The 20,576-nt window shown below is 71.5% G+C and carries 13 protein-coding genes and 1 tRNA gene; 11 read left to right on the forward strand and 3 right to left on the reverse strand.

The annotated features are described in order from the left end of the window. Positions 1–178 precede the first annotated feature (178 nt). The 4 genes from gltB to ACGFYV_RS28390 all read left to right on the forward strand — a co-directional run bounded on the left by gltB (position 179) and on the right by ACGFYV_RS28390 (position 7,870). Positions 179–4,771 carry a glutamate synthase large subunit gene (gene gltB, locus ACGFYV_RS28375; RefSeq protein ID WP_393881332.1) on the forward strand — a complete coding sequence of 1,531 codons (4,593 nt, stop codon included), beginning with the start codon at positions 179–181 and terminating at the stop codon, positions 4,769–4,771. Next, positions 4,764–6,227, forward strand: coding sequence for a glutamate synthase subunit beta (locus tag ACGFYV_RS28380; RefSeq protein WP_393881333.1), 1,464 nt, complete (start codon positions 4,764–4,766; stop codon positions 6,225–6,227). The genes gltB and ACGFYV_RS28380 overlap by 8 nt, the downstream gene beginning before the upstream one ends. A 246-nt stretch (positions 6,228–6,473) precedes the next feature. Next, on the forward strand, positions 6,474–7,199 hold the full coding sequence (locus ACGFYV_RS28385) for a VWA domain-containing protein (RefSeq protein ID WP_393881334.1): 726 nt from the start codon (positions 6,474–6,476) through the stop codon (positions 7,197–7,199). Positions 7,200–7,258: 59 nt separating this feature from the next. Further along, positions 7,259–7,870: a TetR/AcrR family transcriptional regulator gene (locus tag ACGFYV_RS28390; protein WP_393881335.1), complete on the forward strand. Its 612-nt coding sequence runs from the start codon at positions 7,259–7,261 to the stop codon at positions 7,868–7,870. A 16-nt stretch (positions 7,871–7,886) separates the two neighbouring features. Here the strand turns inward: ACGFYV_RS28390 and ACGFYV_RS28395 are convergent, their stop codons facing one another. Then, complete coding sequence (locus tag ACGFYV_RS28395; RefSeq protein WP_393881336.1) at positions 7,887–8,768, reverse strand: hypothetical protein; 882 nt, start codon at positions 8,766–8,768, stop codon at positions 7,887–7,889. Positions 8,769–8,926: 158 nt separating this feature from the next. Further along, positions 8,927–10,684: a beta-galactosidase family protein gene (locus tag ACGFYV_RS28400; RefSeq protein WP_393881337.1), complete on the reverse strand. Its 1,758-nt coding sequence runs from the start codon at positions 10,682–10,684 to the stop codon at positions 8,927–8,929. A 185-nt stretch (positions 10,685–10,869) separates the two neighbouring features. Here ACGFYV_RS28400 and ACGFYV_RS28405 point away from each other — a divergent pair, with 185 nt between their 5' ends. The 6 genes from ACGFYV_RS28405 to pyk all read left to right on the forward strand — a co-directional run bounded on the left by ACGFYV_RS28405 (position 10,870) and on the right by pyk (position 19,556). After that, positions 10,870–11,748, forward strand: a complete 879-nt coding sequence (locus ACGFYV_RS28405; protein WP_393881338.1) for a helix-turn-helix domain-containing protein — start codon at positions 10,870–10,872, stop codon at positions 11,746–11,748. 55 nt (positions 11,749–11,803) lie between these two features. Beyond that, the gene (locus tag ACGFYV_RS28410; protein WP_393881339.1) at positions 11,804–12,154 is read left to right on the forward strand and encodes a chorismate mutase; all 351 of its coding nucleotides are present in this window, start codon (positions 11,804–11,806) and stop codon (positions 12,152–12,154) included. Between the two features lie 179 nt (positions 12,155–12,333). Continuing rightward, positions 12,334–14,814 carry an aminopeptidase N gene (gene pepN / locus ACGFYV_RS28415; protein WP_393881340.1) on the forward strand — a complete coding sequence of 827 codons (2,481 nt, stop codon included), beginning with the start codon at positions 12,334–12,336 and terminating at the stop codon, positions 14,812–14,814. A 221-nt stretch (positions 14,815–15,035) separates the two neighbouring features. Beyond that, a complete protein-coding gene (locus tag ACGFYV_RS28420; RefSeq protein ID WP_393881341.1) occupies positions 15,036–16,487 on the forward strand; it encodes a pyridoxal phosphate-dependent decarboxylase family protein in 1,452 nt (483 codons plus the stop codon). Next, a complete protein-coding gene (locus tag ACGFYV_RS28425) occupies positions 16,484–17,896 on the forward strand; it encodes a lysine N(6)-hydroxylase/L-ornithine N(5)-oxygenase family protein (RefSeq protein WP_393881342.1) in 1,413 nt (470 codons plus the stop codon). Before ACGFYV_RS28420 ends, ACGFYV_RS28425 begins: the two co-directional genes overlap by 4 nt. 220 nt (positions 17,897–18,116) lie before the next feature. Further along, positions 18,117–19,556: a pyruvate kinase gene (pyk, locus tag ACGFYV_RS28430; protein ID WP_393881343.1), complete on the forward strand. Its 1,440-nt coding sequence runs from the start codon at positions 18,117–18,119 to the stop codon at positions 19,554–19,556. 126 nt (positions 19,557–19,682) lie between these two features. Here the strand turns inward: pyk and ACGFYV_RS28435 are convergent. After that, positions 19,683–19,765: transfer RNA gene (locus tag ACGFYV_RS28435), tRNA-Leu, on the reverse strand. 104 nt (positions 19,766–19,869) lie between these two features. Between ACGFYV_RS28435 and ACGFYV_RS28440 the strand changes: the two genes are divergently transcribed. After that, the gene (locus tag ACGFYV_RS28440; RefSeq protein WP_393881344.1) at positions 19,870–20,526 is read left to right on the forward strand and encodes an ANTAR domain-containing response regulator; all 657 of its coding nucleotides are present in this window, start codon (positions 19,870–19,872) and stop codon (positions 20,524–20,526) included. Positions 20,527–20,576 lie beyond the last annotated feature (50 nt).

Below are 20,576 nucleotides of genomic sequence, written 5' to 3' on the forward strand. Positions count from 1 at the left end.
CTGTCGTGACCCCCACGGCATCCGCCGCCATCCTTGCGGCGTCCGCATGTTGGAACGGAGTATCCGGTTCCCGAGAAACGATCCATCATGTAATCTGCGTGAAATTTTGTAGCTCCGCAGAGGGCCAACGTCGTCCCTCGGCATCTGAACTTGCCACTTGACGACGACGGGAGAGCCGATGCGTTCGACGCGCCAGCCGTCCCAGCATTCCACGAATGGCCGAAACTGGTCCTTCATGGATGCTCGCCCTGCCCCGCAGGGAATGTACGACCCCCGCAACGAGCGCGACGCCTGTGGCGTCGGCTTCGTGGCCACCCTCACCGGTGAGGCGAGCCATGCGCTGGTCGAGCAGGCGCTGACTGTCCTGCGTAACCTTGAGCACCGCGGCGCCACCGGCTCCGAGCCGGACTCCGGCGACGGTGCGGGAATCCTCTCCCAGGTGCCCGACGCCTTCCTGCGGGAGGTGGCCGGATTCGACCTTCCCAAGGCGGGCTCGTATGCCGTAGGCATCGCCTTCCTGCCGGAGGAGGAGACGCAGGACTCCGCCTCGCGGATCGAGACGATCGCCGCCGAGGAGGGCCTCACGGTCCTCGGCTGGCGCGAGGTCCCGGTCGCCCCCGAACTGCTCGGCGCCACCGCCCGCTCCACCATGCCGGCCTTCCGGCAGATCTTCGTGAGCGACGGTGTCAGCGAGGGCATCGCGCTGGACCGCAAGGCGTTCGTGCTGCGCAAGCGCGCCGAACGCGAGGCCGGGGTCTACTTCCCGTCCCTGTCGGCCCGCACGATCGTCTACAAGGGCATGCTGACCACCGGCCAGCTGGAGCCCTTCTTCCCGGACCTGTCCGACCGCCGCTTCTCCTCCGCGATCGCGCTCGTCCACTCGCGCTTCTCCACGAACACCTTCCCGTCGTGGCCGCTCGCGCACCCCTACCGCTTCGTCGCCCACAACGGTGAGATCAACACCGTCAAGGGCAACCGCAACTGGATGCGCGCCCGCGAGTCCCAGCTGGTGTCCGACCTGTTCGGCGACCGCGACATCGAGCGGATCTTCCCGGTCTGCACCCCCGACGCCTCCGACTCCGCGTCCTTCGACGAGGTCCTGGAGCTGCTGCACCTCGGCGGCCGTTCCCTGCCGCACTCCGTGCTGATGATGATCCCGGAGGCGTGGGAGAACCACGACGCCATGGACCCGGCCCGGCGTGCCTTCTACCAGTTCCACTCCACGATGATGGAGCCCTGGGACGGCCCCGCCTGCGTCACCTTCACCGACGGCACCCAGGTCGGCGCCGTCCTCGACCGCAACGGCCTGCGCCCCGGCCGCTACTGGGTCACCGACGACGGCCTCGTCGTCCTCGGCTCCGAGGTCGGCGTCCTGGACATCGACCCGGCCAAGGTCGTCCGCAAGGGCCGCCTGCAGCCCGGCCGCATGTTCCTCGTCGACACCGCCGAGCACCGCATCATCGAGGACGACGAGATCAAGGCGTCCCTCGCCGCCGAGCAGCCGTACGCCGACTGGCTGGAGGCCGGCGAGATCGAGCTGGGCGACCTGCCCGAGCGCGAGCACATCGTCCACACCCACGCCTCGGTCACCCGCCGCCAGCAGACCTTCGGCTACACCGAGGAGGAGCTGCGCGTCCTGCTCGCGCCGATGGCCAAGGCCGGCGCCGAGCCGATCGGCTCCATGGGCACCGACTCGCCGATCGCCGCGCTGTCCGAGCGCCCCCGGCTACTCTTCGACTACTTCACGCAGCTGTTCGCGCAGGTCACCAACCCGCCGCTGGACGCGATCCGCGAAGAGCTGGTCACCTCCCTGCGCAGCTCGCTCGGCCCCCAGGGCAACCTGCTCGACCCGACCGCCGCCTCCTGCCGGTCCGTGTCGCTGCCCTTCCCGGTCATCGACAACGACGAGCTGGCCAAGCTCATCCACATCAACGCCGACGGCGACATGCCCGGCTTCAAGGCCGCGACCCTCTCCGGCCTCTACCGGGTCGGCGGCGGCGGCGACGCCCTCGCCGCCCGGATCGAGGAGATCTGCGCCGAGGCCGACGCGGCCATCGAGAACGGCGCCCGCCTGATCGTCCTCTCGGACCGCCACTCGGACGCCGAGCACGCGCCGATCCCGTCGCTGCTGCTCACCGCGGCCGTCCACCACCACCTCATCCGCACCAAGCAGCGCACCCACGTGGGCCTGCTGGTCGAGGCCGGCGACGTCCGCGAGGTCCACCACGTCGCCCTGCTGATCGGCTTCGGCGCCGCCGCCGTGAACCCGTACCTGGCGATGGAGTCCGTCGAGGACCTGGTCCGCGCGGGCACCTTCCTGTCGGACATAGAGCCCGAGCAGGCCATCCGCAACCTGATCCACGCCCTCGGCAAGGGCGTCCTGAAGGTCATGTCCAAGATGGGCATCTCGACCGTCGCCTCCTACCGCGGCGCGCAGGTCTTCGAGGCCGTCGGCCTGGACGACGCCTTCGTCGAGGAGTACTTCAACGGCACCGCCACCAAGATCGGCGGCGTCGGCATCGACGTCATCGCGGCGGAGGTCGCCGCCCACCACGCCAAGGCCTACCCCGCCTCCGGCATCGCTCCCGCGCACCGCGCGCTGGAGATCGGCGGCGAGTACCAGTGGCGCCGCGAGGGCGAGCCGCACCTGTTCGACCCGGACACGGTCTTCCGCCTCCAGCACTCCACCCGCTCGGGCCGCTACGACATCTTCAAGAAGTACACCGAGCGCGTGAACGAGCAGTCCGAGCGCCTGATGACGCTGCGCGGCCTGTTCGGCTTCGCCTCCGGGCGCGAGCCGATCTCCATCGACGAGGTCGAGCCGGTCAGCGAGATCGTCAAGCGCTTCTCCACCGGCGCCATGTCGTACGGCTCCATCTCCAAGGAGGCGCACGAGACCCTCGCCATCGCCATGAACCAGCTGGGCGCCAAGTCCAACACCGGTGAGGGCGGCGAGGACCCGGACCGTCTGTACGACCCCGCGCGGCGCAGCGCCATCAAGCAGGTCGCCTCCGGCCGCTTCGGCGTCACCTCCGAGTACCTGGTCAACGCGGACGACATCCAGATCAAGATGGCCCAGGGCGCCAAGCCCGGCGAGGGCGGCCAGCTGCCCGGCCACAAGGTCTACCCGTGGGTCGCCAAGACGCGTCACTCGACGCCGGGCGTGGGCCTGATCTCCCCGCCGCCGCACCACGACATCTACTCCATCGAGGACCTGGCCCAGCTGATCCACGACCTCAAGAACGCCAACCCGGCCGCCCGCATCCATGTGAAGCTGGTCTCCGAGGTCGGCGTCGGCACGGTCGCGGCCGGTGTGTCCAAGGCGCACGCGGACGTCGTCCTCATCTCCGGTCACGACGGCGGCACCGGTGCCTCCCCGCTGACCTCCCTGAAGCACGCGGGCGGCCCCTGGGAGCTGGGCCTGGCCGAGACCCAGCAGACCCTGCTGCTCAACGGCCTGCGCGACCGCATCGTCGTCCAGACGGACGGCCAGCTCAAGACCGGCCGTGACGTGGTCATCGCCGCGCTGCTCGGCGCCGAGGAGTTCGGTTTCGCGACCGCTCCGCTCGTCGTCTCCGGCTGCGTGATGATGCGCGTCTGCCACCTGGACACCTGTCCGGTCGGCATCGCCACCCAGAACCCGACCCTGCGCGACCGCTTCACCGGCAAGGCCGAGTACATCGTCAACTTCTTCAGGTTCATCGCCGAAGAGGTCCGCGAACTGCTGGCCGAGCTGGGCTTCCGCTCCATCGAGGAGGCCGTCGGTCACGCCGAGGTCCTCGACGTCCACCGCGCCGTCGACCACTGGAAGGCGCAGGGCCTGGACCTGGAGCCGCTGTTCCACGTGCCGTCGCTGCCCGAGGGCGCCGTGCGCCACCAGGTCGTCGCCCAGGACCACGGCCTGGAGAAGGCCCTGGACAACCAGCTGGTCAAGCTGGCCGCGGACGCGCTCGCCGCCTCCGACGCCACCGAGGCCCAGCCGGTGCGCGCCCAGCTCGCCATCCGCAACATCAACCGCACGGTCGGCACCATGCTCGGCCACGAGGTGACGAAGAAGTTCGGCGGCGCGGGCCTGCCCGCCGACACCATCGACATCACCTTCACCGGTTCCGCCGGCCAGTCCTTCGGCGCGTTCCTGCCGCGCGGCGTCACGCTGCGCCTGGAGGGCGACGCCAACGACTACGTCGGCAAGGGCCTGTCCGGCGGCCGGATCGTCGTCCGCCCGGACCGCGCGGCCGACCACCTCGCCGAGTACTCCACCATCGCGGGCAACACCATCGGCTACGGCGCCACCGGCGGCGAGCTGTTCCTGCGCGGCCGTACCGGTGAGCGGTTCTGCGTGCGCAACTCCGGCGCGCTGGTCGTCTCCGAGGGCGTGGGCGACCACGGCTGCGAGTACATGACCGGCGGACACGCGGTGGTGCTCGGGCCGACCGGCCGCAACTTCGCGGCGGGCATGTCCGGTGGCATCGCCTACGTCATCGACCTCGACCGCGACAACGTCAACGTCGCCGCCGCCGGGTCCGTCGAGGCCCTGGACGAGACGGACAAGCAGTGGCTGCACGACGTGGTGCGCCGCCACGCCGAGGAGACCGGCTCCACGGTCGCCGAGAAGCTGCTCGCCGACTGGGACACGGCCGCCCAGCGGTTCAGCAAGATCATCCCCAGCACCTACAAGGCAGTGCTCGCCGCCAAGGACGCCGCCGAGCGAGCCGGTCTCTCCGAGACCGAGATCACCGAGAAGATGATGGAGGCGGCGACCCATGGCTGACCCGAAGGGCTTCCTGAACCACGGCCGTGAGGTCGCCACGTCCCGTCCCGTCGCCGAGCGCGTGCGGGACTGGAACGAGGTCTACGTCCCCGGCTCCCTGCTGCCCATCATCAGCAAGCAGGCCAGCCGCTGCATGGACTGCGGCATCCCGTTCTGCCACAACGGCTGCCCGCTCGGGAACCTGATCCCCGAGTGGAACGACTACGCCTACCGCGAGGACTGGGCGGCCGCCCAGGAGCGCCTGCACGCGACCAACAACTTCCCGGAGTTCACCGGTCGCCTCTGCCCGGCCCCCTGCGAGTCGGCGTGCGTGCTCGGCATCAACCAGCAGCCGGTCACCATCAAGAACGTCGAGGTCTCGATCATCGACAAGGCGTGGGAGACCGGGGACGTCGCCCCGCAGATCCCCGAGCGCCTCTCGGGCAAGACGGTCGCGGTCATCGGCTCGGGCCCGGCGGGTCTCGCCGCCGCCCAGCAGCTGACCCGGGCCGGCCACACCGTCGCCGTCTACGAGCGCGCGGACCGCGTCGGCGGCCTCCTGCGCTACGGCATCCCCGAGTTCAAGATGGAGAAGCGGCACATCAACCGCCGCATCGAGCAGATGCGCGCGGAGGGCACCCGCTTCCGCACCGGCGTCGAGGTCGGCCGCGACATCAAGGCCACGGACCTGAAGAAGCGCTACGACGCCGTCGTCCTCGCCGTCGGCGCCACCACCGCCCGCGATCTGCCCGTCCCCGGGCGGGAGCTGAACGGCATCCACCAGGCGATGGAGTACCTGCCGCTGGCCAACAAGGTCCAGGAGGGCGACTACGTCACCACGCCGCTGTCGGCCGAGGGCAGGCACGTCGTCGTCATCGGCGGCGGTGACACCGGCGCGGACTGCGTGGGCACCGCCCACCGCCAGGGCGCTGCCTCCGTCACCCAGCTGGAGATCATGCCCCGCCCGAACGACGAGCGGCACTCGGCCAGCCAGCCCTGGCCGACCTTCCCGATCCTCTACAAGGTCACCTCGGCCCACGAGGAGGGCGGCGAGCGGATCTACTCCGCCTCCACCACCCACTTCGAGGGCGACGAGGACGGCAACGTGCAGTGGCTGCACCTCGCCGAGGTCGAGTTCGTCGACGGCAGGCTGACCTCCAAGCCGGGCACGGAGCGCAGGATCCCCGCCCAGCTGGTCACCCTCGCCATGGGCTTCACCGGCACCGACCGCGAGAACGGCATGGTCGAGCAGTTCGGCCTGGACCTGGACGAGCGCGGCAACATCGCCCGCGACGCCGACTTCCAGACCAACGTGCCCGGCGTGTTCGTCGCCGGTGACGCCGGCCGCGGCCAGTCCCTCATCGTGTGGGCGATCGCGGAGGGCCGCTCGGCCGCCCGCGGCGTCGACCGCCACCTGACCGGAGCCAGCGACCTGCCGGCCCCGATCCGCCCGACCGACCGCGCCCTCGCGGTCTGACGGCCCCCGAGACCTGACAAGGTCTCACCGAACGTCCCGTACAACGAGGTACGGAACACCCTGGCGCCTGCCCGACCTGTCCCCGACCTGGACACCGGGCAGGCGCCGTCCTGCGTCCGGCCTTTGCCGCCGTGGGCCTCAAGGGACCAGCGGGCCCGTCATGTACGGGTAGCGAACCCGAATGGCGCGAGCGAGCGCGGGTCCGCGATCACGTAGGCTCGCCGTGCCACACGCCGAGGGGGGACCATGGCCGCGATCAGTCTGCGCAAGGTGGAGGAGAGCGCGCCCGCTCTCGTGGGCGCCTACCAGGCGGCCGGGGTGTCGCTCACCAAACACGGCCTGGACGACCTGCGGGCCGCCGTCTACCTGGTCGTCGATCACTCCGGCTCGATGAAGCCGTACTACAAGGACGGCAGCGTGCAGGCGCTCGCCGACCGGGTGCTCGGCCTGTCCGCACACCTGGACGACGACGGCCGGGTACCGGTCGTGTTCTTCTCCACGGACATCGACGCGGTCACCGACATCGCCCTCACCGGCCACGAGGGCCGCATCGAGCGGATCGCCGCCGGGCTCGGGCACATGGGCAGGACCAGCTACCACCTGGCCATGGACGCCGTCATCGACCACTACCTCGACAGCGGCGCCACCGCCCCCGCCCTCGTCGTCTTCCAGACCGACGGCGGCCCGATCAACAAGCTCGCCGCCGAACGCTATCTGTGCAAGGCGTCCCGGCTCCCGCTGTTCTGGCAGTTCGTCGGCTTCGGCGACCCGGGCAGCCGGCAGTTCGAGTTCCTGCGGAAACTGGACGAACTCCCGGTCCCCGGCAAGCGGCTCGTGGACAACGCCGGTTTCTTCCACGCCGGACAGGACCCGCGGCGCGTCTCGGACGCGGAGCTGTACGACCGTCTCGTCGGCGAGTTCCCCCACTGGCTCGCGGCCGCACGCGCCGCCGGCGTCGTACGGCCGGCGTGAGCGTGCCCGCGGGGGCCGCCGCTGCCGGCGCGTCCGCCCCGCGGGGACACAATGGGTCCGTGCCGACCAAGAAGAAGCCCCAGGTGACCGGAGCAACCGAACGCCGCCGCGAACTCCTCGGTACCGCCGCCGAGGTGTTCGCCGAGCAGGGCTACAACGCCACCACCGTCCGCAAGATCGCGGACCACGCCGGGATGCTCGCGGGCAGCCTCTACTACCACTTCGACTCCAAGGAGTCGATGCTGGAGGAGATCCTGCGCACCTTCCTCGACGAGCTGTGGCAGGGCTACGACACCGTCCTGGCCGCCGGCCTCGGGCCCCGCGAGACGCTGGAGGCCCTCGTCACCGAGTCCTTCCGGGAGATCGACCGGCACCGCGCCGCCGTCGCCATCTACCAGAAGGAGAGCAGGCAACTCGTCGCACAGGACCGGTTCGCGTTCCTCGCCGAGTCCCAGCGCCGGTTCGAGAAGGCGTGGCTGTCCACGCTGGAACGCGGCGTCGCCGACGGGGCGTTCCGCGCCGACCTCGACCTCCGGCTCGCCTACCGCTTCGTCCGCGACACCGTGTGGGTCGCCGCCTCCTGGTACCGGCCCGGCGGACAGCACAGCCCGGAGGAGATTGCCCGCCAGTACCTGTCGATGGTGCTGGACGGGCTCGCCGTCCACGCATGACGTGACGCGGGCACGGCTACGTGTCGCACTCCAGGACGGTGCGGCACAGCCCGCAGCGGGCCCGGACCCGGCCCCGGACCGGGACACGGATGCGCTGGTGGCAGGTGGGGCAGGGGAAGCTCACGCGCAGCCGGCCGCCCGTGTCGGAGGTGAAGGAGTAGGGCGCGGCCGGGGCGATGCCGGGCGCGTGGCGCCGGTCGTGGGCGTAGCGGCGCCGGCCCGCCCAGCCGGCGGCCGTGAGCGGGGGCTGCCGCTCGTCCCGGCGGGCGCGCTCCATGCCCTTCGTGTACGCCGTCCAGGCCTGGGCGCTGGTGAACCACACGGAGGGATCCTCGTGGAACAGCAGCGACCGCTTGGCCAGGACGTACCCGAACTCCTCCGGGGTCAGATACCCGAGCTTCTGCGAGGAGACACCGTCCTCACGGTAGGCGTCCAGCAGCAGCCAGCCCGCGCCGAGATACGTCGTCACCGTGTCCGTGAGGATCTCGTTCTCCGCCGTCGTGGGGAAGGCGAGACCGAGGCGGTGCAGATACACGTGGGTCACCTCGTGCGCCAGCGCCGCGCCGATGTCCCTGCGATGGGTGCGGAAACGGTCGTTCAGCTCGACGAAGTACTCGGGGCCCGCCGTCAGTTCGACGTTCGCCGCGTGTGTCATCTCCCGGAACCCGACGATCAGCCGGGCGTCCGGCAGCCGGAAGTGCCGCACGATCTCGCGGGCCACGCGCTGCGCCCCCAGATGGAGGTCGTCCGTGTCGCAGAAGGCCACGTCCACCGGGGCCACACTGGTCGAGAAGGTCTGGACGGTGTCGTACGACAGCCGCCGGTACAGCGCGGTGACGGCGGCCCGCACCGTGTCCAGGTGCGGAAAGCCGTGCTCGACCGGTCCGCCGTTCGCCACGCCCGTACCCCCGAAGACGCAGGGAAATGCCTTTCCCTTCACTGTATGACTGCCCCGGCGTGCCCGGGAAAGGCGCCAGCGGTGGGGCAGGCGCCGCCCACGGGGGAGACGCCGGCTGCGGGGGAGCGCCGCCTACGTGGGAAGCGCCACGCGTGGGATCACGGCGGGCCGAGCAGGCGTGGCGCGGGCGCCCTGGGGGCGGTCTCCTGCAGTTCCAGCACCCACACCTCGTTCTCGCCCTCCCGCAGCACGGGACCCGGCACGTACAGGGACTCCTGCGGCCCCACGGACCAGTAGCGGCCCAGACCGAAGCCGTTGATCCACACGAAGCCCCGGGTCCGCCCCGGCAGTTCGAGCCGCGCGTCCCCGGCCCGGCGCACCGTGACGGTGCCCCGGTACAGCCCCGGCGCGCCGCCCGGGGGGAGAGCCCCGAAGGGCACCGGACCCACACCGTCGCCGAACGCGTCCAGGTCGAGGCCGCGCGCGCGTACCCCGTGCAGATACTGCCGCTCGTGCAGGACACCCCCCGTGATGCCCTTCGCCTCGCCGGTCCGCGGCCCGTAGTTGACCCGCCCCAGGGACTCCACCCACAGCTCCACCCGCGCGGGCCCCGCCACCGGCTCCCCGAGGCCCGGCTCCTCCTCCGTGAGCACCCCGGCCCGCTCCCCGTCGACGTACACCACGGCGAGATCCCGCAGCCCGCGCACGCTCAGCGGATACGGCCGGCGCGGCCCCGGCACCCCCACCTCGTAGCGGACGACGCCCCGGGCGACGCCCAGGTCCTCGAAGGCGGGCGGCGTCGCCGTGACGGTCTCCGGGCCGCCGAGCGCCTCCAGCACATCGTCCAGCGGCGCCCATCCGGTCAGGGCCACGTCGGCCGGGGAGTCCAACGCGGCGGGCGCGGGCGGCGGTTCGGGCAGCGGATCCGGGTGGTACGCGGCGAGCACCTCACGAAAGCTCCAGAACTTCCGGGTCGGGCGGCCGTACTCGTCCACCGGCGCGTCGTAGTCGTAGGAGGTCACATCCGGCTCCAGCGGACCCTCGTGCAGCTCACCACCCCGGTTCGCGCCCGCCCAGCCCCCGAAACTCGTGCCCCCGTGCGCCATGTACAGGTTCACCGACGCCCCGCACTCCAGGATCTCCCGCAGCACCCGCGCCGCCTCCCCGGGATCCCGTACGGCGTGCTTTCCGCCCCAATGGTCGAACCAGCCGCACCAGAACTCCATGCACATCAGCGGACCCGCGGGGCGATGACGGCGCAGCGACTCGAAGGCCTCGCGCGCGTGGGAGCCGAAGTTCACCGTGGCGAGCACCCCGGGCAGCGAACCACCGGTGAGCATGTGGTCCTCGGGACCGTCCGAGGTGAACAGCGGGACCGTGACACCCGTGGCACGCAGCAGCCGGGCCAGCCGCTCCAGGTAGTCCGCGTCCGAGCCGTGACTGCCGTACTCGTTCTCGACCTGCACCATGATCACCGGACCGCCCCGGTCGGCCTGCCGGGAGACGATCTCGGGCATCAGACGGTGGAACCACGCGCGCACGGGGGCGAGGAAGCGCTCGTCGCCGGTACGCACGCGCGTACCCGCCCCGGCGGTCACCCAGTGCGGCAGACCGCCGTTCTCCCACTCCGCGCAGATGTACGGCCCCGGCCGCACGATCGCCCACATCCCGGCCGCACGGACCGCGTCCAGGAAGCGGCCGACCGCCTCCACGTCCCGCACCACCCCCGCGCGCGGCTCGTGCAGGTTCCACGGGACGTACGTCTCCACGCAGTTGAGGCCCATCGCCCGCAGCATCGCCAGCCGATGACCCCACTGCGCCTCGTGCACCCGGAAGTAGTGGAAGGCCCCGGACAGCAGCCGCACCGGCCGCCCGTCCAGCAGGAAGTCGGATTCCCCCACCGTGAACTCGCTCATGACCGCAAGCCTCGCCCCCTGGCGACGACCGGCGCCATGGACGAAGATCGGCGCTGCTTGGACAAAAACGCGGCTCTCACGAGAAGGTGCGGCTCGCACGAGAAGATGCCGTTCTCACGAGCGTTCTCACGAGAAGCCGCAGCTCGCACAGGCCTCAGCCGCCGCCGACCCCGGGAGGAGCACCGATGTACCACACCTGGATGCGGTTCTTCAGCCCCGGCCCCGCCCACCACCGCCTCGGCCTGGTCTGCCTCGGCGTCGGCCTCCAGTACGGCGCCCTGCCCACGGTCGGCCCGCGCACCCTCGACCACCACGTGGCCGTCGTGATCAGCACCGGGAGCGGCTGGTACCGGGGCGCCGACGGCCGCCGCACCACCGTCACCGCCCCCGCCCTGCTGTGGCTCACCCCCGGCGTCCCGCACCACTACGGGCCCGACCCGGACACCGGCTGGGACGAGGGCTTCGTCGACTTCACGGGCCCCGCCGCCGCGACCTACACCGAACTCGGCTACATCGAGCCCGACCGGCCCGTCGTCCCGCTCTCCGACGCCTCCGCACCCCGCGCCGTCGTCGCCCGCGTCGTGCGCGCCGCCCGCCGCGGCAACCCCCTGCTCGACGTCGAGACCGGCGCCGCCGTCCACGAACTCCTCGTCTCGCTGCGCCGCGCCCGCGCCGACGTCGCCCCCGACGGCGACCAGGTCCTGGAGGCCCTCGCCCGGGACGCCTGCAAGCCCATGAGCGTCGCCGACCACGCGCGCGTGCACGGCATGACCCCCGCCGCACTGCGCGGCGCCGTCCGCCGCGCCGCCGGATGCAGCCCCAAGGACTACCTCCTCGGCATCCGCCTCGGCCGCGCCAAGGAACTCCTCGCCGCCACCGAACTGCCCGTCGCGTCCGTCGCCCGCCGCGTCGGCTACGACGACCCCGCCTACTTCTCCCGCCTGTTCACCCGCCGTGTCGGCCTCGCCCCGGTCCGCTTCCGCGCCCAGCAGGGCCGCACCGTGCCCGGCGGCTGGAGCGACCGGATCCCGGACCCCGACGACCCGCCCACGATCGACGGCTGACCACATGGCGAACAGCCCGTGAGAGGAAGCGCCGTGCCCCTTAGGGTGGACGGCCATGACCATCAGCAACACCGGTACCGGTGACGTCGACCCCGCGGTCCGCCAGGAGTTGGAGCGGCTGCGCGAGAGCATCGATAACATCGACGCGGCCGTCGTCCACATGCTGGCCGAGCGGTTCAAGGCCACCCAGCAGGTCGGCCGGCTCAAGGCGGTGCACCGGCTCCCGCCCGCCGACCCGGCCCGCGAGGCCCGCCAGATCGCCCGCCTGCGCAGCCTCGCCGAGAACGCCCGGCTCGACCCCGCCTTCGCCGAGAAGTTCCTGAACTTCATCGTCGCCGAGGTGATCCGGCACCACGAGCGCATCGCCGAGGACACCGCCAACGGACGGCCCGCACCGACCGACTGACCCGTACCGACAGCAGGCGGTAGCCCGGCGGGCAGAGGCGGCAGCCAGGGACGGCGGGCAGGGACGGCAGGCAGAGACGGCAGCCAAGGACGGCGGGCAGTGGGCGGGCCGGGGTGGATATAAACCGCATTCCGCCCCGCCCCTGTGCGCTGTCCGTGCCATCGGGCAGCATGGCCTGCATGTCCGTACTGACGCGCGACGAAGCGCAGCTCCGAGCACAGTTCCTCGACGTCCACCGCTACACCGTCGAACTCGACCTCACCACCGGGGACGAGACCTTCGGCTCCCGCACCGTGATCCGCTTCACGGCACGGTCCGACGGGGACACGTTCGTCGAACTGAAGCCCGCCGAGCTGCGCGCCGTCACGCTCGACGGACAGCCCCTCGACCCCGAGACCCTGCACGAGAGCCGGCTGCCGCTGAAGAACCTCACCGCCGGCGAGCACGAACTCCACGTCGACGCGACCATGACCTACTCGCGCACCGGCGAGGGCATGCACCGCTTCACCGACCCCTCCGACGGCGAGACCTACGTCTACACGCAGATGTTCATGGACGACGTCCAGCGCGTCTTCGCCGCCTTCGACCAGCCCGACCTCAAGGCCGTCTTCGACCTCACCGTCACCGCCCCCGAAGGCTGGACCGTCCTCGCCAACGGCGTCACCGAACACCTCGGCCAGGGCCGCTGGCGGGCCGCCACGACCCCGCTGATCTCCACCTACCTCGTCGCCGTCGCCGCCGGCCCCTTCCACTCCGTGCGCACCGAGCACCGCGGCCTGCCCTTCGGCATCCACTGCCGCCGCTCCCTCGCCCCCCACCTCGACGCCGACGCCGAGGAGATCCTCGACGTCACGCGCGCGTGCTTCGACCGCTACCACGAGAAGTTCGAGGAGCCCTACCCCTTCGACTCCTACGACCAGGCGTTCGTCCCCGAGTTCAACGCCGGCGCCATGGAGAACCCGGGCCTGGTCACCTTCCGTGACGACTTCGTCTTCCGCTCCGCCGTCACCGACACCGAGCGGCAGACCCGTGCCATGGTCATCGCCCACGAGATGGCCCACATGTGGTTCGGCGACCTCGTCACCCTCACGTGGTGGGACGACATCTGGCTCAACGAGTCCTTCGCCGAGTACATGGGCTACCAGACCACCCTCGAAGCCACCCGCTTCACCGAACCCTGGGTCGAGTTCGGCGTCACCCGCAAGGCCTGGGGCTACGACGCCGACCAGCGCCCCTCCACCCACCCCGTCGCCCCCGAAGCCGTCGACGACACCGCCTCCGCCCTGCTCAACTTCGACGGCATCTCCTACGCCAAGGGCGCCTCCGCCCTGCGCCAACTCGTCGCCTGGCTCGGCGAGAAGGACTTCCTCGCCGGCATCAACATCCACTTCAAGCGGCACCGCTTCGCCAACGCCGCCCTCGCCGACTTCATCGACTCCCTCGCCGCCGCCACCGCACGCGACGTGCCCGGCTGGGCCGACGCCTGGCTGCGCACCACCGGCGTCGACACCCTCACCCCGGTGATCGGCTCCGCCGACGGCGAGCGCACCCTCACCGTCGAGCGCGCGGGCAGCCGCCCGCACCGCGTCACCGTCGGCCTCTACGACCGTGACCTGGCCGACGAGGGCCGGCTCACCCTGCGTGAACGCGTCGACCTCGACGTCCCGCAGGACGCCCCCCAGCCCCTCGGCAAGCGCCCCGCACTCGTCCTGCTCAACGACGGCGACCTGACCTACGCCAAGATCCGCTTCGACACCGAGTCCTTCGACGCGATCCGCGCCGGCCTGTCCGGACTCCCCGACCCGCTCACCCGCGCGGTCGTCTGGAACGCCCTCAGGGACGCCGTCCGCGACGGCGAACTGGCGCCCGCCGCCTACCTGGAGACGGCCCGCGCCCACCTCCCCCTGGAGACCGACCTGGCCCTCGTCCAGGGCGTCCTCGCCTTCGCCTCCGCCCACGTGGCCGACCGCTACACCAGGCCCGAGGACCGCCCCGCCGCCCTCGCCACCCTCGGCTCCCTCTGCCGCGACCTGCTGCGCCGCACCGAGGACGGCGACAACCCCGGCCTGCGCCTGGTCGCCGTACGGCACTTCATCGACGTCGCCGCCCACCCCGACACCATCGCCGCCTGGCTCGCCGACGGCACGGTGCCCGGCGGCCCGGAACTCGACCCCGAGCTGCGCTGGCGCGTCCTCGGCAGGCTCGCCGTGCTCGGCGCCACCGACGAGGCCGCGATCGCCGCCGAGCTGGAGCGCGACCCGTCCGCCACCGGACAGGAGGGCGCCGCCCGCTGCCGCGCCGCCCTGCCGGACCCCGAGGCCAAGCGTGCGGCCTGGGAGGCGATGTTCGCCGGCGACGACCTCTCGAACTACCTCTTCACGGCCACCGCCCAGGGCTTCTGGCAGCCCGAACAGGCCGACCTGGTCCGGGAGTACGTGCCGCGCTTCTACCAGGACGTCGTCGCCGTCGCCGCCCGCCGCGGCCCCGCCATCGCCGTCGCCGCCGGCAAGTGGGCCTTCCCGCACCACGCCGTCGACGCCGAGAACCTCGCCCTCGGCGAGGCCTGCCTGCGCGACGCCGAGCCGGTCGTCGCCCTCCGCCGCAAACTGGTCGACGAACTCGACGACCTGGCCCGCGCGTTGCGCGTCCGCGGCGAGTAACCCCGGCCCACCGGCCCACGGCCGGTCTCCTGCACCCCCGGGTGCCGGAGGCCGGCCGTTCGCATGCCCGAGGGGGACCGCGTTCCAACGTGTTTTCCCCGTACGGCAGTACCCACTTTCGGGTTCCGATCGTTGGGCTTTCCGGACACAGGGCCCTCTTCCCGTACAAGCTGGAAGACAGCAGTCAGAATCCCCGGCAAAAGCCCCGCGAGGAGTAGCCCATGCGCACGCCGCCACCCCTCGCCTCCGGCCCCGACGGCACCGACGCCCTGCGCCCTCTGCTGGCCACCGTCCTCGACGCGCTGGACAGCGGCGCGCGAGCCCGCGGCGGACCCCTGCCGGCCGGCGGCCCGCAGGCCGTCGCCGCGCGTGTGGCGGCCGCCCTCGGGGACGCCCTGCCCGACGAGGGCGACCCCGACGCCCTGCGCACCCTCGTGCACACCCTCGCCGCGGGCGCCGCCGACCCCGCCACCCCCCTGTGCGCGGCCCACCTGCACTGCCCGCCGCTCGCCGTCGCCACCGCCGCCGACCTCGCCGTCAGCGCCCTCAACCCCTCTCTGGACTCCTGGGACCAGGCCCCCGCCGCCTCCGCCCTGGAAGCCGAGGTCACCCGCGCCCTCGCCCGGCTCACCGGCCTGGCCGACGCCCTGGTCACCACCGGCGGCACCGAGTCCAACCAACTCGCCCTGCTCCTCGCCCGCGAAGCCCTCGGCGCCCGCGAAGCGCATGCAGCCGACGAAGCCCACGCAGCCGACGGAGCCGAGGAAGCCGGCGGAGCCGACGAAGCCCGCGGAGCACGCGGAAACGACGTCCGGCTCGTCTGCGGAGCGAACGCCCACCACTCCCTGCCCCGTGCCGCCTGGCTCCTCGGCCTGCCCGACCCCGTCGTCGTCCCCGCCCCGAACGGCACCCTCGACCCCGCCGCCCTCGACCGGACGCTGGCCGCACTCCCCGGCCCGGTGCTGGTCGCCGCGACCGCGGGCACCACCGACGCCGGGCTCATCGACCCGCTCCCCGAGATCGCCGACCTGTGCACAGCCCACGGCGCCCGCCTGCACATCGACGCCGCCTACGGGGGAGGTCTCCTCTTCAGCGACCGGCACCGCGCCCAGCTCGCCGGCCTCGACGCCGCCCACACCGTCACCCTCGACCTGCACAAACTCGGCTGGCAACCGGTCGCCGCCGGCCTCCTCGCCGTCGCCCGCCCCCACGAGCTCGCCGCCCTCCACCAGCGCGCCGACTATCTGAACGCCGACGACGACACCGAAGCGGGCTTCCCCGACCTGCTCGACCGCTCCCCGCGCACCACCCGCCGGCCCGACATCCTCAAGATCGCCGTCACCCTCAAGACCCTCGGCCGCACCGGCCTCGGCGACCTGGTCGACCAGGTCTGCGCCCGCGCACACGAGTTCGCCGCCCTCGTCCAGGGCAGTGACGCCTTCGAGCTCCACGACCGGCCCACCATCAGCACCGTCCTGTTCCGGCCCACCGGTGCGACCGACGACGCCGTGGACGCCGTACGCCGCCGGCTCCTGCACGAGGGACGAGCCGTCCTCGGCCGGGCCCGCCTCGACGGCAGGCTCTGGCTCAAGGTCACCGTCCTCAACCCCCACACCCGGCCGTCCGACCTGGCCCACCTCCTGAAACTCGTCGAAGGAAACACCCCCGGATGAACCTCCCCCCACGCCACGAGCCCGACTCCCCGCGCGACCTCGTCGGCATCGGCATCGGCCCCTGCAACCTCTCCCTGGCCGCCCTTGCCCACCCCCTCGCCGAACTCGACGCCGTCTTCTACGAACAACGCCCCGGCTTCGACTGGCACCCCGGCCTGCTCATCGACGGCGCCACCCTCCAAGTCCCCTTCCTCGCCGACCTGGTGACCCTCGCCGACCCCACCAGCCCCTGGAGCTTCCTCAACTACCTCCGCACCCGCGAACGGCTCTTCCCCTTCTACTTCGCCGAGCGCTTCCACATCCAGCGCGCGGAGTACGACGCCTACTGCCGCTGGGTCTCCCAGCAGCTTCCCGGACTGCACTTCCGGCACCAGGTCGACGCCGTCCGCTGGAACCCCGAACGCGACGTGTTCGAGGTCGACTTCACCCAGCTCGACACCGACGGCGAGGCCGAGGCGCTGGGCCGCACCTACACCCGCGACATCGTCCTCGGCGTCGGCACCGCCCCCCACGTCCCCGAGCCCCTCAAACCCCTCGCCGACGCCCCCGGCGTACCTGTCCTGCACGCCGCCGACTACCTCGACCACCGCGACACCGTCCTCGCCGCCGGACACGTCACCGTCGTCGGCTCGGGACAGTCCGGCGCCGAGGTCTTCCTCGACCTGCTGCGCCACCGACCGCCCGGCCGTGAACAGCTCCACTGGATCGGCCGCACCGAGGCGTTCGCGCCGATGGAGTACTCCAAACTCGGCCTCGAACACTTCACCCCCGACTACACCCGCTACTTCCACGCCCTGGACGAACCCGTACGCGACCGCCTCGTCGCCGCCCAGTGGCAGCTCCACAAGGGCATCGACGCCGGCACCCTCGCCGCCATCCACGACGAGCTGTACCGGCGCACCCTCGACGGCGGCTGGCCCGACACCGTCCTCACCCCCGGCGTCCGTGTCCGCACCGCCGGCCGCATCGCCAACACGAAGATCGAACTCCACCTGGAACACCTCCAGCAGGGCGACCGCTCCCGCCTCACCACCGACGCCGTCGTCCTGGCCACCGGCTACCGCGAACGCCCCCTGGACCGCATCCTCGCCGGACTCGACCCCCACCTGCGCCGCGACCGCAGCGAACGCCCGCGCATCGACGAGGAGTTCCGCCTCGACCTCGACGCGTCCGTCACCGGCTCGGTCTACGTCCAGAACGCCGAACTCCACACCCACGGCGTCGGCGCCCCCGACCTCGGCCTCGCCGCCTGGCGCAGCGCCACCATCCTCAACTCCGTCACCGGCAAGGAGCCCTACCCGCCCGCCACCCGAACGGCCTTCACCACCTTCGGACTTCAGGAGGCCGCCGCCCGGGTGCCACGGACACGGCAGATCAACCGGATCGGTCAGACCTGTCAGACCCATTAGGCGAGGCAGACCCGGCAGCCGTTCTAGAACACCGCCGCACCGGCGACCGCCACCCCCGCCCCGGGAAATGCGCGTACGCAGAACGGATGCCCGAAAAACATCGCTCATAGGAGCGAGCCGTCGCACAATTCAACACTTGTCAACAACCCTTTACTCAACGGTTGTTGAGTAGTCACGTAGCCCCAATTCTCTACCCACCGGTAAGCCCTAGGCTCGAACCATGCGCCGAGCAAAGATCGTCTGTACTCTGGGCCCCGCCACCGACTCGTACGACCAGATCAAGGCACTGGTCGATGCCGGAATGGACGTCGCCCGACTCAACCTCAGTCACGGCATCCACGCCGAACACGAGGAGCGTTACCAGCGCGTGCGCAAGGCGGCCGACGAAACCGGCCGCAGCGTAGGGATCCTCGCCGATCTTCAGGGCCCGAAGATCCGTCTCGGCCGCTTCACCGAAGGCCCCGTACTCCTTGAACGCGGTGACACCTTCACCATCACTGTCGAAGAAGGTGCCGAAGGCGACCGCCACGCCTGCGGCACCACCTACGCGGGCCTTGCCGCCGACGTCACCCCCGGGGAGCGCATCCTCGTCGACGACGGCAAGGTCTGCCTCGAAGTCACCGGCGTCGACGGCCCCCGGGTCCGCACCCGTGTCGTCGAAGGCGGCATCATCTCCGACCACAAGGGCCTCAACCTCCCCGGCGTCGCCGTCTCCGTACCCGCCCTCTCCGAGAAGGACGAGGACGACCTGCGCTGGGCGCTGCGCACCGGCTGCGACGTGATCGCCCTCTCCTTCGTCCGCTCCGGCAAGGACGTCGAGGACGTCCACCGCATCATGGACGAGGAGGGCCGCCGCCTCCCCGTGATCGCCAAGGTGGAGAAGCCACAGGCCGTCGACGCGATCGACGACATCGTCGCCAACTTCGACGGCATCATGGTCGCCCGCGGCGACCTCGGTGTGGAGATGCCGCTGGAGCAGGTCCCGATCGTCCAGAAGCGGGCCATCAAGCTCGCCAAGCGCAACGCCAAGCCGGTCATCGTCGCCACCCAGATGCTCGACTCCATGATCGACAACTCCCGCCCGACCCGCGCCGAGGCCTCGGACGTCGCCAACGCCGTCATCGACGGCACGGACGCGGTGATGCTCTCCGGTGAGACCAGCGTCGGCAAGTACCCCATCGAGACCGTGCGGACGATGGCGAAGATCGTCGAAGCGGCCGAGGAGGACATCCTCGCCAAGGGCCTGCCGCCCCTGACCGACCGCAACAAGCCCCGCACCCAGGGCGGCGCGGTCGCCCGCGCGGCGGCCGAGATGGGCGACTTCCTCGGCGCCCGGTTCCTCGTCGCCTTCACCCAGTCCGGCGACACCGCCCGCCGCCTCTCCCGCTACCGCTCCCCGATCCCCCTCCTCGCCTTCACCCCCGAACAGGCCACCCGCTCCCAGCTCAGCCTCACCTGGGGCGTGGAGACCTTCCTCGGCCCGCACGTCGACTCCACCGACGCGATGGTCGACCAGGTGGACGAACTGCTCCTCAAGTACGGCCGCTGCCGCGAGGGCGACGTCGTCGTCATCACCGCGGGCTCGCCTCCCGGCGTGTCCGGCTCGACGAACATGGTCCGCGTCCACCACATCGGCGAGGACGACAGCCCGAAGCGGTAGGGGCCGAAGCGGTAGGGGCCGGCGGGGTCAGCGCTCGCGGCCCCTCTGTGTCACTGACCGTGAGGGCGGGCAGCAAAAAAGCGGAGAATCACGCGCACGTGATTCTCCGCTTTTCGCTGCCTGCTGTGCCCGGTGTGGGATTCGAACCCACATGCCCTAAGGCACGGTGGTTTGAGCACCGCGAGTCTGACCAGTTCCTCCAACCGGGCAGGTTGTAGGCCTGCCCGAAAGTGTACCGGGTCACCGCAGGTCCCCGCCGCTAGGTAGGCTTCATAGGCAGCATCATCTGCCCGGCCCGTACCAAGGAGCCCCCGTGACCGCGCCCGAGTCGCCCCAGCCCGTAGACGCGCCCGACGACGACAAGTCTCACGTGCCTCCGCTGACGACCCGTGTCGTCATCGCCGAGGACGAGGCCCTGATCCGGCTGGATCTCAAGGAGATGCTGGAGGAGGAGGGGTACACCGTCGTCGGTGAGGCCGGAGACGGTGAGCGCGCGGTCGAGCTGGCCCGGGAGCACCGGCCGGACCTGGTGATCCTCGATGTGAAGATGCCGAAGATGGACGGTATTTCCGCGGCCGAGAAGATCGCCGAGGAGTCCATCGCGCCGGTCCTGATGCTGACCGCGTTCTCGCAGCGCGACCTTGTCGAGCGGGCCCGCGACGCGGGCGCGATGGCGTATCTGGTGAAGCCGTTCAGCAAGACCGACGTGGTGCCGGCGATCGAGATGGCGGTCTCCCGGTTCACGGAGCTGAGGCAGCTGGAGCAGGAGGTCGCCGACCTGACCCTGCGGCTGGAGACGCGGAAGCTGGTCGACCGGGCGAAGTCGGTCCTGCAGACGGAGTACGGCCTGACGGAGCCGGCCGCGTTCCGGTGGATCCAGAAGACGTCGATGGACCGCCGGATGTCGATGCAGCAGGTCGCGGAGGCGGTCATCGCGGACAGCGAGGAGAAGAAGGCCAAGAAGGCCTGACGCACACACGGCGAGGCCCGCGTCCCGACTTCCGGGACGCGGGCCTCGCT

The sequence above is a fragment of the Streptomyces sp. NPDC048297 genome (assembly GCF_043201585.1).
GTDB lineage: Bacteria > Actinomycetota > Actinomycetes > Streptomycetales > Streptomycetaceae > Streptomyces.

Coding starts and splice junctions, on each gene's coding strand:
- gltB (WP_393881332.1), top strand. CDS start 179: ATGCGTTCGACGCGCCAGCCGTCCCAGCATTCCACGAATGGCCGAAAC.
- ACGFYV_RS28380 (WP_393881333.1), top strand. CDS start 4,764: ATGGCTGACCCGAAGGGCTTCCTGAACCACGGCCGTGAGGTCGCCACG.
- ACGFYV_RS28385 (WP_393881334.1), top strand. CDS start 6,474: ATGGCCGCGATCAGTCTGCGCAAGGTGGAGGAGAGCGCGCCCGCTCTC.
- ACGFYV_RS28400 (WP_393881337.1), bottom strand. CDS start 10,684: ATGAGCGAGTTCACGGTGGGGGAATCCGACTTCCTGCTGGACGGGCGG.
- ACGFYV_RS28405 (WP_393881338.1), top strand. CDS start 10,870: ATGTACCACACCTGGATGCGGTTCTTCAGCCCCGGCCCCGCCCACCAC.
- ACGFYV_RS28410 (WP_393881339.1), top strand. CDS start 11,804: ATGACCATCAGCAACACCGGTACCGGTGACGTCGACCCCGCGGTCCGC.
- pepN (WP_393881340.1), top strand. CDS start 12,334: ATGTCCGTACTGACGCGCGACGAAGCGCAGCTCCGAGCACAGTTCCTC.
- ACGFYV_RS28420 (WP_393881341.1), top strand. CDS start 15,036: ATGCGCACGCCGCCACCCCTCGCCTCCGGCCCCGACGGCACCGACGCC.
- ACGFYV_RS28425 (WP_393881342.1), top strand. CDS start 16,484: ATGAACCTCCCCCCACGCCACGAGCCCGACTCCCCGCGCGACCTCGTC.
- pyk (WP_393881343.1), top strand. CDS start 18,117: ATGCGCCGAGCAAAGATCGTCTGTACTCTGGGCCCCGCCACCGACTCG.